Origin of the sequence: Escherichia sp. MOD1-EC6098 (genome assembly GCF_002965865.1) — a bacterium.
GTDB classification, from domain to species: domain Bacteria; phylum Pseudomonadota; class Gammaproteobacteria; order Enterobacterales; family Enterobacteriaceae; genus Escherichia; species Escherichia marmotae.
On sequence record NZ_PTSN01000024.1, the window covers coordinates 15,626 to 31,123 of the forward strand.

Annotated in this window: 11 protein-coding genes; all 11 read right to left on the minus strand. The window is 53.4% G+C overall.

The annotated features are described in order from the left end of the window. Positions 1 to 15: 15 nt before the first annotated feature. Positions 16 to 762 carry a conjugal transfer pilus acetylase TraX gene (traX, locus tag C0K55_RS21080; RefSeq protein WP_105266981.1) on the minus strand — a complete coding sequence of 249 codons (747 nt, stop codon included), beginning with the start codon at positions 760 to 762 and terminating at the stop codon, positions 16 to 18. Positions 763 to 781: 19 nt separating this feature from the next. Beyond that, positions 782 to 6,052 carry a conjugative transfer relaxase/helicase TraI gene (gene traI / locus C0K55_RS21085; RefSeq protein WP_105266982.1) on the minus strand — a complete coding sequence of 1,757 codons (5,271 nt, stop codon included), beginning with the start codon at positions 6,050 to 6,052 and terminating at the stop codon, positions 782 to 784. After that, the gene (gene traD / locus C0K55_RS21090) at positions 6,052 to 8,277 is read right to left on the minus strand and encodes a type IV conjugative transfer system coupling protein TraD (protein ID WP_105283431.1); all 2,226 of its coding nucleotides are present in this window, start codon (positions 8,275 to 8,277) and stop codon (positions 6,052 to 6,054) included. Before traD ends, traI begins: the two co-directional genes overlap by 1 nt. 252 nt (positions 8,278 to 8,529) lie before the next feature. Then, positions 8,530 to 9,261 carry a conjugal transfer complement resistance protein TraT gene (gene traT / locus C0K55_RS21095; protein WP_105267044.1) on the minus strand — a complete coding sequence of 244 codons (732 nt, stop codon included), beginning with the start codon at positions 9,259 to 9,261 and terminating at the stop codon, positions 8,530 to 8,532. A gap of 13 nt (positions 9,262 to 9,274) precedes the next feature. Next, positions 9,275 to 9,784: a conjugal transfer entry exclusion protein TraS gene (gene traS, locus C0K55_RS21100; protein ID WP_105283432.1), complete on the minus strand. Its 510-nt coding sequence runs from the start codon at positions 9,782 to 9,784 to the stop codon at positions 9,275 to 9,277. Next, the gene (traG, locus tag C0K55_RS21105; protein ID WP_105266957.1) at positions 9,781 to 12,606 is read right to left on the minus strand and encodes a conjugal transfer mating-pair stabilization protein TraG; all 2,826 of its coding nucleotides are present in this window, start codon (positions 12,604 to 12,606) and stop codon (positions 9,781 to 9,783) included. The genes traS and traG overlap by 4 nt, the downstream gene beginning before the upstream one ends. Further along, positions 12,603 to 13,976 (minus strand): conjugal transfer pilus assembly protein TraH, encoded by a 1,374-nt coding sequence (traH, locus tag C0K55_RS21110; RefSeq protein ID WP_105266958.1) that lies wholly within the window; start codon positions 13,974 to 13,976, stop codon positions 12,603 to 12,605. The genes traG and traH overlap by 4 nt, the downstream gene beginning before the upstream one ends. Then, positions 13,963 to 14,355 carry an F-type conjugal transfer protein TrbF gene (gene trbF / locus C0K55_RS21115; RefSeq protein ID WP_236942615.1) on the minus strand — a complete coding sequence of 131 codons (393 nt, stop codon included), beginning with the start codon at positions 14,353 to 14,355 and terminating at the stop codon, positions 13,963 to 13,965. The genes traH and trbF overlap by 14 nt, the downstream gene beginning before the upstream one ends. Further along, positions 14,342 to 14,683: a P-type conjugative transfer protein TrbJ gene (gene trbJ, locus C0K55_RS21120; protein ID WP_123058162.1), complete on the minus strand. Its 342-nt coding sequence runs from the start codon at positions 14,681 to 14,683 to the stop codon at positions 14,342 to 14,344. Before trbJ ends, trbF begins: the two co-directional genes overlap by 14 nt. Then, complete coding sequence (gene trbB / locus C0K55_RS21125) at positions 14,613 to 15,158, minus strand: type-F conjugative transfer system pilin assembly thiol-disulfide isomerase TrbB (protein ID WP_105266961.1); 546 nt, start codon at positions 15,156 to 15,158, stop codon at positions 14,613 to 14,615. The genes trbJ and trbB overlap by 71 nt, the downstream gene beginning before the upstream one ends. Continuing rightward, positions 15,145 to 15,429 carry a type-F conjugative transfer system pilin chaperone TraQ gene (traQ, locus tag C0K55_RS21130; RefSeq protein WP_105266962.1) on the minus strand — a complete coding sequence of 95 codons (285 nt, stop codon included), beginning with the start codon at positions 15,427 to 15,429 and terminating at the stop codon, positions 15,145 to 15,147. Before traQ ends, trbB begins: the two co-directional genes overlap by 14 nt. Positions 15,430 to 15,498: the final 69 nt, after the last annotated feature.

Below are 15,498 nucleotides of genomic sequence, written 5' to 3' on the forward strand. Positions count from 1 at the left end.
AAGATACCACACCCGTCACAGTGCCAGAACGCCCAGCACAGCCAGATGACTGGCATAGAACGTCGGGAAAAAATCCCCTGGCCAGAAACGGGGTAATGATTTCCCTGTACACAACACCAGACCAACGGTCAGCACCGTCATCACAAGACCAGCTACAGCCGCCACATCACTGGAGGCAAGGTTAAGCGCCGGAATCACGGCCAGCAGGCATGCAACCAGCGCCAGACGTTCCGTTCTGTCTTCCGCCCGGTACAGCCGGTAGCTGACCGCCAGCATCAGCAGCCCGGCAATGCTGTAACTGGTGCCGGACAAAGGCAACCATACTGCCAGCAATAACATGGCCCCCACAGAACGCCACAGGCTGCGCGTTTCACACCATGTCAGCACCTGTGCCGCCACTGCAAAGGCAAACAGGATATTCCCCTCATACCAGGGAAAGCCGGCCAGATAATATGCGAACTGGGCAATCACTGCCCATCCCCACAGCCGGTTAATGGCCGGTTGACGGATATGCGCATGACGGGACAGATTCAGCCCCCACACCAGAGCAAACAGCGGAAAGGCCCCGCGCCCGGCCAGAAACATCCACGTCTGGTCCAGATGCAGAATGCGGTTTGCATGGTCCAGCACCATCAGCACCAGTGCCACCGTTTTGATGATATCCCGCTGTCCGGGTGACCAGACCAGCAACGACTGCAACCAGGTATCGGTCCGTGCAGCCAGTGAATCGTTACGTGTCGTGTTCGTGTTATCCGTTGTCATCAGTGTTTGTCTTCCTGTATCAGTCTCCGCCCAGGGTTTTCTCTTTCTGCAGGTCACGGACCATATCCCGCTCCATCTGCTGCAGACGCTCCTGCAGCAGATTTTCCCGGGCAACCTCCCGGATCGCTTCCCGCTCCCGTTGTGATTCACGCAGCACACTCTCCGGCAGCGCGGCTTCCCGTTCAGAAGTGACAGCCCGTTCACGCTCCTGCCCGGCAATCTCCCTGACAGCCTGCTCTGTTTTGCCATCCGGCAGGTCAGGTTTGTTCTCTGCCATTTTACGGACAATTTCATCCGCACGGCGTTCCGTTTCACGGCGGATGGCCTCTTCAGCCTGCCGCTGTGCCAGTACCTCTGCCGTGACCGGCTCGCCATTTCCGGCTCCCGGCTGGACGCTGTTGTCCGGGATATCCCCCCACACGCGGCCACCGGTGATGGCACCGGGATTCCACGGACGGCCTTCACCGGCGATTCTTACCACCACACCACTGTCAGGATTATCACGGGCAATCCGGACGCCATCCTGCATATTATCAGCCAGCAGACTTTCTCCGTTACGGCTGCCCTGCAGGGCCACGAACTGCGCATCCCCGCTGCCTTTCACCCGTCCTTCACCACCGAATCCCCGCAGCCCGTTTCCGTCATCCGTGGTCAGTGGGTTCAGCCAGATACCTGCTGACTTGCCGTTACGGTCAAAAGCCGGCAGTGCCACATACGGCTGCGGATATTTACGCCCCGGAGCAATAAACCGTGCAGGACTGTCTCCCCCGGCCAGCCCTGCCTGACGGAGAACGGCACGGCCTGCCGCCACGTCCCGCAGCGCCCGTGCCGTACTGAACAACCGCTCTGCATTCAGGACCTCCCGGTCAGCTTTCGGCTCCAGCACATCGTGGGCAGTCCCTTTCTGTACGGCGTTGTTGATGGCATCCGTCCAGCCCTGACGGTCATCAGTGTACACCTGCACATGCTGTTTCATACGCGACAGGGCCACGTAGGCTGACTCAAAGCCGGCCATCAGTTTCCGGCCACCTTCCGTGCCTTCAAGCGCGATGGCAAAGGTTTCACTTGCCCCCTGCGCACCGTGGGCGGTGATGGCATAGGCCAGGTCAATATGTTGCTCTGCCCGCTCCTGACCGGGGCGAATCACACGGGTCTGCTGTCCGTCCGACAGCGTGACACTGTCACCGGAAACCGCTGTCACCGTCCAGACGCTGTTGGCCACATAACCACGCTCCCGGTCACTCTTCGTGAAGCGCATCCGGTCACCGGTTCCCACCCGAATGGTATCCGGGGTGTACAGTGTGACGCCTTCAGCCACCGCCTCCCGGGGCGAAATCAGCCGTGTGTTACCTTCCGCATCCTGCAGGGTTATCAGCCCGTCATCCTTACTGATACCGGCAATCCGGTGATACACATTATCCACCAGGGCAAGTGCGTCCCGATGTGTCTCCCAGGTGGAAAGACGACGCAGCTCCCCGTCGCGTATATTCGCTGTGTTCAGGACAGGCACCATAACCTGCTCTTTCCCCAGCTCACCGGCCTTTTCCCGTGCATCATGAATCATACTGTTCAGCACGCGCCTGTCTTCATTCAGGTGCGTGACAATCAGCGTCTGCTCCCGTGCTTCCGGTGTCCTGCCGGTATAGTCGCGAACAATGGCTTCATACAGTGTCATGGGGACATCCGGAAAAGCCTCGCCTTTCTGCATCGCCTTCTGCTGCGCTTCTGCCAGTTTCGCTTCCTGGCTGTGACTGAACTCCGTCACGGAGTGCTCCGGTGCCCATGCGCCCTCCTGACGTGGCACCTGAGACGGTTTTACACTCTCAAGCCCGGACAGTGCCCTTTCCACATCCCGGTTAATCAGGCTGTATACCGCCTCCCGCAGTTCCGGCGTCTGACGCACAATCTCCTTCATGATGGCCACATCGGCAGCACTGCGCGTCTGCTGGAGACGGAAAGGCTGACCGGGCGCGATGGCCTGCAGCTGGTCCGTGTCACCACTGGCCACGGCACGACCGCCACCGGCCGCAATCAGGGCGTATGCCCGTGCCATGTCGGTATTGCCCACCATTGAGCTCTCATCGAGCAGGAACAGCGTGTTGCTGAAATCCGGCGTTTCTCCGCTGCGCTGCTGCAGCTGCGTGTCATGCAGAAAGGACGCCAGTGTCTGCGCATCCACGCCGGCGCTGCGCATCTCCCCGACCGCACGGTGCGTGGGCCCCAGCCCCACGACACGGGGACGCTCACTCTCCGGCAGCAGGTTCACGGCTGACATCACCGCCCGGAACTGTGTGGTCTTACCCACACCGGCATAGCCCTGCACTACCGTGAAACGGTCGGACGTTTCCAGTATCATGCGGGTGGCGGCACGCTGTCCTGATGTCAGTTTCTCCATGAGTTCGCCAGGTACTCTCTCCATCAGCGGCGTGACCGCCTCCTTACCTTCGAGAATATGGCGAAGAATGCTCTTTTCAGCCTCATACGACGCACGGGAAACCAGCAGGTCTGTGCCATAGCCTTTTGCCACATCCACATGCAGCAAATCGCCCCGTTTTATCTGCGCATCGATTTCCCGTCCCAGGTCAACAAAACTGGTTCCTTCTGCAGCAAACGACTTCGCCTCTGTCAGCAGATCCACCTGGCTGAAGGCCAGATTTTTACTTTCCACCACAGGAAGGGCCAGATGAATGGCCTGTTGTGCCGGCGTGTGAAGTGCAGACTTCTGGTGACTGATGGCGGTTTCCAGCGATGTCTCACCGGCCCGCGCCTTTATCTGCTCAGAAACCACCGTAAAGGAGGGATGGCGGGCGAGTTTTTCCGCAGTACGGGTTTCATCCAGTGAGGAATACAGCCGGACATCACGACCACTGCGGGCCAGACCATTCAGGGTGGCGTTGTCCATCGCCATCTGTGTGACGGAGGCAAAAACCTTCGCACTGTCACTGACGGAATGTCCGGGTGTTTCCACCCAGCCGCTCTCCAGCTTCAGTGCCGTGAACGGTGAATCCCCCACAGGCAGGGTAGCCGGTTCAGCCCGTCCCGGCACAAGAACCGTCATCGCGTCCTCACTGACGGATGCCACCTGCAGGCGGTCACCGCCGGAGACGCGGAGTCCGGGGATTTTTCCCGTCACCCTCAGACGCTCGCCGTCTGCCACCGGCATTTTTTCCGGCCGGAACAGCGACCAGCTGCTGTCCAGAGAAGAAATACGCACCACCTGCGTTTCGCCCTGCGCATCCCGCAGGGTCAGGCTGTTACTCTGCGCCGTCACCCGGTCTATCACATAGCGGTCATGACTGCGTGTCTCCGGGTTCCACTGCTCCATCACCATCCCTGGTCGGTACATATCCCGCAGATAACGGCTCCGGCTGTCCAGCCAGACCGGTGACAGGGCGGTCATGGTTACCTCCGGGTGTCCGAGCACGCCCTGCGTTTTCAGCTCACTGCGAATGGCCTGTGTCAGTATGGCCTGTTCCCGTACCCCGCTGACCTGTGCCACGCTCTCTTCTCCGGCTTTCACGCTGGCCGCAAAATCCCCGGCCAGCCGGGCATAGCGGATATTACGGTCCGGTTCACTGATGATGGTTGCCGGTCGCTGTTCTCCCCCCTGCCAGCGATATGTGTTCACCCCGGCATCTTTCATGGCCATCAGCGCACTGCCTGTACCGGTTCGCTGCCCGCTGTCGGTTATCAGGATCTGTACGTTATGGCGTGCGGCACCGTCCAGCAGGGTTAACGTCTCTTTCAGGGAGAGTTTTTCACCCTGGTCGACGATAACGGTACTGCCTGGTGTGAAGGCCATGCCTTCCAGCAACTGACGACGCCCGGTTATCAGTTCACCGGACAGCCGTTCATCCTGCTTCAGGTTCATCTGTGAGCGACGGTCAGCAGCGATAATCTGCACCTCCCGCCCCTGCTCCCGGGCCATCATTACCAGCTCGGCCACCCGCTCACGCTGCCCGGCGGCTCCCCCCAGCCCTGACACAATGGCCAGCGACGGACGATCCTGTGCCAGAACACTGACCGCATCGCTGTAACCGGCAGTCCGGGGAACACTTTTCTCCGGATGTACGGTTACCCGGTTCTGTTTCATGATGTCACGACTGAGTGCCCGGACTGACAGCTCATCGAGCACATGAATCCAGGACGTGAACAGCCCCTTCTCACGGTCAAGGGGGATGAGTTGCTCACGGCTGATGGCCTCATCAATACCAGCGCGTGCCCGCTCAATCACACCCTCTTCCGGCGGCAGTATGCCGACTGTTCTGGCCAGCACGTCCGTGTATGTAAACTGCACTTTTCGTTCACTTAATCCGGCAATGGCCTGTGTCACTGCCTGCTGCACATCCGGCCCGTCCGGTGAAGCAGGCCCGGGCGCCTGCGTGCGGGTCTCTGCCCATTGCTCTGCCGCGTCACGGTACGCCCGGATATCGAACCCGGTTTCCTTCAGCGTCTGCATCCACTCGGTCATTTTGATTTCAGGATCGACATGCTGTTTGGATTTTCGCGTATCCAGTGCCGCCACATCCCGGGATTTCAGTGAGGCCCCCTCCCCGACGGCCTCCCTGATAGCCTGTGAACGACTGGAAAAGGCCTCCACTGGTACGCCCGGCATTTCCCACATTCCGTGCTTACCAACCACTTCAGTTTCATAGCCCAGCGCCTCAACCTGCTCTTTCAGCTTTTCCCGATAGAGTCTGCCGAAGGCAATCTGATTAGCGTACACATTCTCAATGAACCCTGTTTTCCCCACTTTGTCACTGCTCAGTGTCTTCCACTCGCCGTTATGCTGCGTGACATTGGCCACCACCGCATGCGTATGTAACTGTGGTTCCTGATCGCGACTGGTATCATGATTAAAAAGCGCCATCACCAGATTACCGGTCAGTACCGTTTCTGACTGCCCGTCCGTCATAACCCGTGTGGAGGCCAGCGCCTCCACCTGACGAACAGCAAAATCCACGGCCTGGTTATGTGCATCAATAAGACGTTTATCACCGCCTAACATGGCCATCACGGAGACGCTTTTGGGGGCGGAGAACGTCAGGTCGTAGCCGGGACGATGCTTATTACTGCCATCCTGCATGCGGCTTAAATCCGCTCCGTCCGGCAGCCTGCCCTCCAGAAGACGGGTAAAGACATCCTTATCGACACTGCCCTGCAGCCCCAGTAGCTCTGCCCCCCTGCCGGCCCAGCGTTCCTCCATGCTGCCCAGTACGTAGTAATTATCCTTGTCGGTGTAGTAATTACCGGCACTGCCAGCCGATTTAACAACGCTGATACTCAACATCAGAAATCATCTCCCGGCTCAACATCTTCCCCGCGCTCCCGGTGCACATTGATGTTCACCTCTTCACGACGCTGCATCTGCTGCTGGGTGTCCGGATGATTTTCCTGTTGCCATGCCTCATAAGCGGCCATATCCACCACCTCACCAGATTCACTGATCCCGGGTGGCAGTTGCTGTTCCATCTCTTCTTCCGGTTTCATTTTCAGCTCCTGCTCAATCCCCCCTGCCGGAACATTCACATCTGAATCTGACCTCTTATCGTTGATGACAGGAGACACTGGCTGTTGTGGCTGTTGTGGCTGTTGTGGCTGTTGTGGCTGTTGTGGCTGTTGTGGCTGTTGTGGCTGTTGTGGCTGTTGTGGCTGTTCAGCCTGAGTCACGTCCTCTCTGGAAACAACCTCCGGGACATCCGGTTCGAAAAGGCTGGCCATCTGACGACCTTCTGCTTCCCTTGCGGCAAGTACGGCACTCAGACGGTTCTCCATTTCCGGGTTGATTTCACGCGGAATAAACTCCGGAGCCACCTTCGGGCGTTCCTGATATTTCAGGGAGAGTTTTACTGCCGGATACGGTCCGGGCAGGGTGACATAACAGGTCAGATCCGGCAGGGACTGAATGTCGGAATAACTGACCAGCGTCTGGCGCTCCATATCCTTACCGGTCGATACCCCGTCACGCACGGGATCAGCACCGTAGGAATACTGCTCGCTGGCTTTCAGGTGCTCTTTCTCACCAATTTCACCGGCAGCGAACTCTGCAATCTTATGGCTGGGAGAACGGAAAAAGGCACGGGTGTTCATGACGTCAAACAGCGTGGCAGCCGCTTTCTCACCGTAGATATCTTCCAGCTGGGCATAGGACTGAATACCAAACACATAACAGCCACCGAACTTACGGGCTTCCGGCAGGATCTCTACCAGGTCCGGCAATTTGTGTAATGTGGGTAACTCATCACAGAAGAACCACACACGACGATTACGGTTTTCTCCCATTGCCAGCAGACCACGAATGGCAATGGACAGCCACATGGAGATCACCGGCTTCAGGGAGGCATGGGTGTCGGCATTCGACGAGATAAACAACCAGCCATTTTTCTGATCTTCCCGGACACCACGCATCCAGTCACGGATGGTAAAAGGCTCACCGTTATGCTCAATCCCCTGCAGGTAACGAATGGCTTTCACGTAGTTGGTCAGCACAGCACGGATGGAAATCGCCGTTTTCTCAATTTTCTCTTCCACCAGGTTGGCCGCCGGTGAATTACGCAGGAAGGTACGCAGTTTTTCGATTTTGATGGAAAGCAGTGTGTCCACCAGTTTGCTGTAGCTACGGTTGGGGTCATTACGCATCAGGTACGCCGCTTCCGCAAAAATGGTACGTCCTGATCCCTGCCAGAACGGGTCCTCTTTTGTGCCCATCGGGATCAGGGTATTTGCGGTATTATCAAAATCCGGCTGTGTCAGACACTCCTTCCATAAATCCCAGGCGGCACAGCGTGCATCCAGCGGATTCAGGATTTTATCGATGGAGGGATCATAGTAACTTTTAACAAATTCCCCTGAACGGTCATAAATCACCACCATATCACCACGCTGACGAGCGTAGTTGGCCAGACGACGGATAACTTCCGACTTACCGGCCCCGACAGTGCCGTGCAGACAGAAGTTCTGGATTTCAGAATCCCGGATAATCGGCAGGTCGCCAATCCGGATATCGGAGTCCTTGCCGTCTTTTTTCAGCATCCGGGCAACATCTTTCGGACTGTCTGTCAGCTGACGACCACCTGTGACTTCATTTTCGCTCTGTTGTTTACCCTGACGCCCCAGAATCCAGGAGACAACAAAGAAGGTAATCAGGCAAATAACCAGTGCCACAACAGTGGCCAGAACGAATGCGGACCATAACTGCTCTCCGCACCAGATCATATATTTATCATGCAGTACCTGAGCAGCGTTCATCCGGAAGGTTTTGCCGTAATACTGGATCTCATAGACCGGCTGGGACTTGATTAAATCCCGCATGCCTTCCAGTGTTGTGCACCACCAGTAAATACAGCCATTCACAAACGTCTGCCAGCTTATTTTTACCCATAAAACCAGACCAACGAGTATCCAGAAAAAAATAAACAGGCAGTAAAGCATGATATTGGCGATCTGGCTGAACATGCGGATACGCATGGACGCAATCTGACCGCCCTGGGTCATATCCTTTGCGTTAAAACTCATGATGATATTCCGAAGAAAGAAAGTCAGTCGGACTGATTATTAATTATGAAAAGATTAATAACCGTTAAATTCCGGCTTCGCCGGCAACACTTCACGGTCGCACAAAAAATTTGCACAACCGCTCAGTGTTTTCATATTTATTTCGAAAACGCCGGGGAGAAATAAAATTTATTTTATTTCTTTCCGGGGTTGGACAACGAGCAAAGCGAGGCGTCAGTCAGGAGGCCGGTCAGACCAGCCTCCGGAAGATAATCAGAGAATATTTGCGATTGATTTGGCCAGCTGGTCTTCGAGAACAGGCTTCGCCTCTTCAAATTTCAGGTTAACCTTGTTCGCATTGGAGACCACACGGGTCTGATATTTATGCTGGTTACCTGTTTCAGTACTGGTCTGAATTTTCGCACCTGATGTGCCCTGACGAAGAGCGGCAACATTATCCGTTGTCACCGTTGCCTTAGTACGCTCTGCAATCTGCACATCCGTGATCATGGTATAGTTCACATCTTCCACCATCGCATCTGCAGCCATACCCACCAGACCAGCAGCAAGCCCCACACCGAGTGTGGCACCGGCAGAATTGGAGTTATATCCGGTAATACCGGCACCTAACGCTGCACCAACAGCTGCGCCTTCATAACCACGGTTCAGCCATCCCTGAGACTCCCGCAGATCCATCTTATCGGCCTTCAGCACATTCGCCTGAATCCAGTAGTAGGCTTTATCCGGAGAAGTCACCACCTGATACCCTTTTGCTTTCACAGCATCAGCAATTTTGCCCTGTAGTCCACTCATGTCTTTATCAGACGTGTTTTTGATTTGCAGAAATACCGTGCGTTCGCTGGCGGGTTCAAGCCAGATGGTCTCACTCATCTGAGTCTTCACCTCAAGGTTACGCTTCTTGATTGCTGTGCTCATCGCACCACACCCTGAAAGGGCCAGAGTGGAACTGACCAGTGCAACCATCATCAATTTTTTTATTTTCATCCAAAATATCCTTTTAACTAACAGATTCTTTTTTGAATAGACCTATTACTGAGACTATTGCAGAGAGATTATAACGATTTATATCTATAGTATAAATAAAGAAAAAAATTATAAACAGAGTTATCGATAAAAAACCAAACAAGAACGTATGGGCGAAGGAAACTATTGAAAAAACAATCACAAACGACAAGATATAAGTTTTGTTCTTATCATACATAAAAGATATAACTTTCGACTCATCTCTGAATTTTTTAGGGATAGCAAGATACAACATCATTCCATTAGTAATGGCAACAAAAAGGATAAACCCCATTACGCCACTAAAACATATATCAAACCCGGCATCTCGGATATCAACTTTATCTGCCAGCAAACGGAGAAATGTCGGCCATAATAAAACCCATAAAAATACATACCCCCCTGGCTTTATGACTTGTAATAATGGCGGAATATTAACACCTTCTACAGAGAGTACATCCTTTAGTTTCTGTGTCTCCGTTTTTATATCATAGTGAGTAATCATAATGGCCCCTTCAGTCGATTCTTTTTATCATCAATCATTTTTTTCACAGCCTCTTCTGATGGCTCAGGTATTATCTTTTGACTTTCTCGCTCTTCATTATATTTATTATTCTGAGATAATGCTTCTGTTTTATGGTGATTTTGCAGTTCAGAATACTGCCCTCTTATAATATTTTCCTCGCCACGGATGTTGTTCTGAGTATCTCCGATATTGCCTCGGTATTCTGTGACCATATTATCAACCTGATGTTTTACATCATTACGGATATTACTGTCCTGCGTTCTTTGATCAATAATGGCCTGATGCCCCTGATGGTCAGCAATAATATCCTGGCTGCCACCACCCGAAGGTACGCTTTCCATTCCTTTACCAATATCGCCACGGGATTCACGCCAGGCATTATCAACACCAGGCTGTACCTGTTCCTGAACAAAAGACCACGCCATCGCCCGACGGCGTTCTGCAATCTCTGGTGAACTGGTATTTGTCAGAATAGCTTCTGCATCCTGCGGCGCGTGTTTCATCACATACTGTGCAAACTGTTGCGACAAGTCTTCACTCATCTGCCCACTCATGCTTTCAGTACGGGATGCCATTTCAGCATATTCATGGCTGCGGGTCATATTCGTCGTGTACTGGTCGTAACTCTGTTTCGCTGAGTTCAGGGCTGCAGACAGCTGATCCACACGGGAATCGGCATTATTGTCAGTATGGCTGCCGGATTCACTGACCTTGCGACTGGTAAAGTAATCGCTGGCCTCTTTAAAGTCCTTGCTGGCTTTAGCGTCAATATCATGACGAGCATCATGGCTGGCTCGTGAACCACTACTGGCTTCATGTGAGTCAAGATCACTGCCATCAATGCTTGCTTTAACTCCAGCCTGGAAACCAACCCCTCCACCGTTACCCATTACACTTATGCCTAAATGCCCTTTAGCATAAGCATCACCGTAAAGCCCAAGCGACGCATTTGTACTTCTCGAGGCCAGTTCTCTGGTCGCCTGCTCATTACTGATATTATGCGCCTTCGCATAGCTTTCCACTGCACTGCGCATACGGCTGGCCATCATGGAGTCCTGAGCACTCATCGTGCTGTCAGCACCACCGGTGACAGAATCACTGCTCCCCCGGTTAGAACCAAACTGACTGAGCGTGTTCCAGGCACTGGCAATACTGCTGCTGAAACCATGCAGGGCGCTTTCGGCTCTGTTCGACGCCTCCCGGGCCATTTCCTGTTGCGCCGCCGCAATCTGACGCGTTGCATTGATACCAACCGGTAACCGGGACATCGCTCCGCTTGCATCCATCACCATATTACCGTCACGGGTCTGTGTGGCAGTTGCGCCACTACCGGTCTGGTACATCATCTGACCAAACGACGTGGTGCTGTTGGTGCTCCAGCTGAAGCCGTTCACGTTCTCCGTCTGCATGTTGCCGTAGGAGTAGTTACCGTCAACCACACTGCCTGCTGCACTGGCGGTCGGGCTGATAGCAGAGGAAGCGAAATGGCTGTACACACTGGAAAATCCTGCCCCGAGCCCCCTGACCATCATCCAGGATAATGGCGGGATCATCATGGAAAGATACCCGGCAGTGGAAGCCAGATCGGAGTATTTCAGTTGTATCTGTGAAATTTCAGAGAGCACCACCGGCGCACCATTCTGTTTCGCATAAAATGTCATGGCACTGTTCAGAATGGCGTACAGGAGTGGCCATGACTGCAGCCACATCAGGGCAAACACATAACCTTTCAGGACAGACAGCGTCAGTTTGTTGAAGACAGCCGCCAGTACCAGGAGCGGGAAAATACCAATGGCGATCCCCGTCAGGATGGTCTGCGTCATGGGCAGTGTCCGCATCGCCACATGACCGATAGATACATGTGCCAGACGTTGTTTCTCCATCGATGACGTGGTAGCCAGATTCACCAGACTGGCCGAATCACCATTACGTGCGGCATAACTGGTGATCCCCTCCTTCAGCGCATTGATGGTGACATTCTGGCGAATGATCTGGCTGGCTGATTTACTTGAGCCATAGAAGTAACTGTAACTGTCACCAATCAGCGTACTGAACAGCAAATTCGGATCAGGACGCCCACCAAATAACTGCTGGGCATAATAATGCCAGGTTTTTCCGCCACTCTGTGTGTCCAGATTCAGCTTGTCTTTCAGCGAAACCGACGCGTCCTTACAGGTCACGAAATTATTATTGCTGTCATAAACGCCCCGCAGCGGACTGGGACGGGAAAAAATCAGCGTGTAGGGATCAGAGGAGGCCATCAGCTCCTCCAGCGTGTATTTGTGGTTCAGGTAAATATCCCCCATCACGCAGTTCTGCACATAATCCTGGAAAAGATTGGCGATTTCCGGATTACGGGACAAAAAGTCAGTGCTTTTTGATACCAGTTCTGCGCCAAACAGCATCCCCGTTTTGCTGTAGGTGACACTGTCTGGTTGCGTGAAGATCATCTCGTAACTGGCCACCATTGCATGCCCGATTCTGGTCGTCAGTGAAAGTGGCATCGCCAGTCCGACCGGCACATTATCCACCCGGTGAACTTTTACCAGGTCGCTGTTATCAATAATCTGTACCGACGTGCGGATATTAACCAGCAGGCTGATAAGCACAAACACGGCCACCCAGCCCAGCAAATCCATCACGTTGTGTCGCTGTACCCACATCACGGCCACCGCGAGAACAGACAATGTGAGCGCAATTTTTTCAATGGAATCCCACGTCCGGGTCCCCATAAAGGCGGCAATGGCGTTCAGGTTATTCCGCAGCCACTCACCACCGGCAATCACATAAACTTCATTCACAACGTGCTCCCTCCGAAGTGATAGTTGTTCTGATAACGACTGAGCATGCGGGCGGAAAGCTGCTGACGCATGTAGCTCATCTGACGATCGACAACCAGCAGCGCATCCTGCTGTACCTGCACCTGTGACTGAAACGCAGCAATCTGCCGGGTGGCATCATTCATGTTGTCGTTAATATGCTCGATAACCGCTTCGTCATAATTTCCCGTAGCCACCATCGCCCGGGCCTGCTGTATCAGCTCCTGAACGTACTGCAACAGGATGTCGTAACCGATATAGTCCGTCAGCTGGTAAATCATGCTGTTGGAAACACCGAGCATCTGCGGGTCAACCAGGTATTTGAAGACGGGGATGGTGGTGCTGGAAATAAAGCCTTTTTCTTTGTCATCCAGAGGCGTGTCACTGACCGCCTTGTTCTGAATGCTGGCCAGAAGTTTAGTAATCTGAGACTTCAGTGCATTATCCCGGCTGATGGTCACCGGTGTGTCTGCCACCACTTTCAGGCATTTATCAGAATCGTTGCAGTGATAAATTTTTGCTGTGCCGCCTTCCATCATGGCCCGGATAATTGAGCGGTCAGTGGTTCTGGCTGACAGCGGTGTGATTTCGCCGTTGGGACCAAACACCAGTGAGCCGGTCAGCGTCATCACAAACTCTTTCAGCTCTTTGTTGCCGTCAAACATTCTGTTTTTGGAAAGCGCATTCCACATGATGTTGATGTTTTTGGTCACCCGCTCCTTATCCTTGTCGCTGGCTTTATCCCTGACGCTGTCAGATTTCCCGCCGACGGTACATCCCTGCCGGGAAGCCGCCCAGTCAGCAAAAATATTGCTCTCACCGGCAATGTCCTGACAGACTTTCTGCTGGGACACCTGCGTCCGGGGGAAAAGCCCGCCGATAATCCCCTGTGCAGCCTGGCAGGAACTGAGGTTCATACTGTTAATGTCGCTTGCCATTTTCTGCAGGAAGTCTTTTGCGGTTTTGATTTCCGGCACCGTTGTCTGCAGGGCAAGGTCAAAAAAGTAACCGGCAGCATTACTCATAATCTGCTTAACAAAACGCTGCAACTGCTCGCCATTAATAAAACTGAACGAGCCGAGATAGGCGTCGATGCCGCCACATCCGGCATTGATATCCGGCAGCGTCATGGAAATCAGCTGAACATTTTTGACCTGAGTACGGGCATACAGGGAGCCACCGTAAGCATAGCCGGCGGCCTGCCCCTGCCAGACGCCCGGCTGGGTGGTATTGGAAGCGAAGCCCAGCTTGTTAAAGAACTGATTCATGTCGCTGTTCACATCCGCTGACGCTGCGGGTGTGACCGTCAGTAAAGCGGCACAAAGAACCAGAAGAGGTTTAATGCGTGGCATCGTTATTACCCTCCCTGAAACTGTTCTCCCGGCGCATACAGCGTTTCAGCAGGAATATCCGGACACCCCCGAATATTATTTCGCACAACGGCGACAGAGAAGCCGCAGCAAGAAAACCAGCTGCAAGCGCATATAACATAATCGGAATGACATACATCAGGATGTTCCACATATAACGAAAATTATTTAATTCCGGGTCAGCTTTCCACGAATCAATACCGGCACTGAAAAAATCATGCATAACGTTCCTTACAATCAATCCGGCAACAAAGAAAACCACAAAAAGCCAGAAATATTTTTTGGCATTATCACAGCTGCGCTCAATACCCCACTTAATTTTTCTGATTTTGAATTCCTGATTCTTTTTATTTTCTGTCATCATAAGTTCCCTCTGATGTTTCTGATGATTCATTCAGACCAGTCCTGCGGCTGTAATATATTTCAGACACCGAAATCCATCCCACAATTGCCCCCACCAAAAACACAACAGAAACAGAAAAGGTAAGACACAGCGAAACGACAATTTCTACAGGGCTGGCGGGATAAAAAAGCCCCTGACGGATAAAGGGGATATTCAGGCTGACGATTATTCCCGTCGCGATGCCAGATATTCCGACAATGAGTAACACCACCTGCTTATTTCGCACCTTTTTTCCCTCCGTACATCTGCAGAACGGTATCCATCCGCGCCATAAAACCAGCGGCATCCGTTGCCCCCTGTAAAAGCGGTAATGCATCAAGCGTGTTGACGTTGACCAGGAAGGTGGTCGGTGTTGCCACCGGGATATTCGGGAAGAAGGTCTGCATCACGTCCGGTGGCACCGGTAATGCCTCCGGAAAGGCGGTATCCCCCTGACCATCCAGGGTGTAGGGAAAAACGGAAAAGCCGTGCTGCTGCGCCAGTTGTTTCAGTACCGGGTCAAACTGGTGACAGTAAGGGCAATGCCCCTGCATAAACAGCACCACCTTCCAGTCGGCCAGGTTAACCTGCCTGCCGTTGCTGAGGCGGAACCAGCGGGGGGCCGGCTTTTCTGTCCTGGCTGACGTGCCTGCTGCCGGTTGTTCTGGCTGCGCGGCCATACCCTGCGGATTCCAGAGTCGTTCAATTTCATCCCGGGTGGAGGCCTGCACACCTGTGGTCATCATCAACAGAATGACCGGCAGTAATTTAGTGAGAGACATGTCCGTCCTCCTGCTGCCCTTCCATCATGGCCTGTTGCCTGGCTTCCAGTGCCTCACGCTCTTCCCGGCTGACACGGGCAATCCATGCATCCAGCACCTGGTATGCGCCGAACAGCACGAGAATGGCCGCAATAAGCTCCGCCAGAAAAAAAGCCATCCCGGGTTTGCTGTGAACAAGACGGGCGACAATATGAAACCAGACACCCAGGGAAAATACCCACATTCCCGTAATATCAAGCCAGGGTAAAGAGAATCTGTGTTTACTTATCATGTTAAACTCCGGTTATTATTTACATGAGAGCACTCATGTCTGTAATATTTGTGTTTGTGTGACATTAAT

Coding starts and splice junctions, on each gene's coding strand:
- traX (WP_105266981.1), bottom strand. CDS start 762: ATGACAACGGATAACACGAACACGACACGTAACGATTCACTGGCTGCA.
- traI (WP_105266982.1), bottom strand. CDS start 6,052: ATGTTGAGTATCAGCGTTGTTAAATCGGCTGGCAGTGCCGGTAATTAC.
- traD (WP_105283431.1), bottom strand. CDS start 8,277: ATGAGTTTTAACGCAAAGGATATGACCCAGGGCGGTCAGATTGCGTCC.
- traT (WP_105267044.1), bottom strand. CDS start 9,261: ATGAAAATAAAAAAATTGATGATGGTTGCACTGGTCAGTTCCACTCTG.
- traS (WP_105283432.1), bottom strand. CDS start 9,784: ATGATTACTCACTATGATATAAAAACGGAGACACAGAAACTAAAGGAT.
- traH (WP_105266958.1), bottom strand. CDS start 13,976: ATGCCACGCATTAAACCTCTTCTGGTTCTTTGTGCCGCTTTACTGACG.
- trbF (WP_236942615.1), bottom strand. CDS start 14,355: ATGACAGAAAATAAAAAGAATCAGGAATTCAAAATCAGAAAAATTAAG.
- trbJ (WP_123058162.1), bottom strand. CDS start 14,683: ATGCCGCTGGTTTTATGGCGCGGATGGATACCGTTCTGCAGATGTACG.
- trbB (WP_105266961.1), bottom strand. CDS start 15,158: ATGTCTCTCACTAAATTACTGCCGGTCATTCTGTTGATGATGACCACA.
- traQ (WP_105266962.1), bottom strand. CDS start 15,429: ATGATAAGTAAACACAGATTCTCTTTACCCTGGCTTGATATTACGGGA.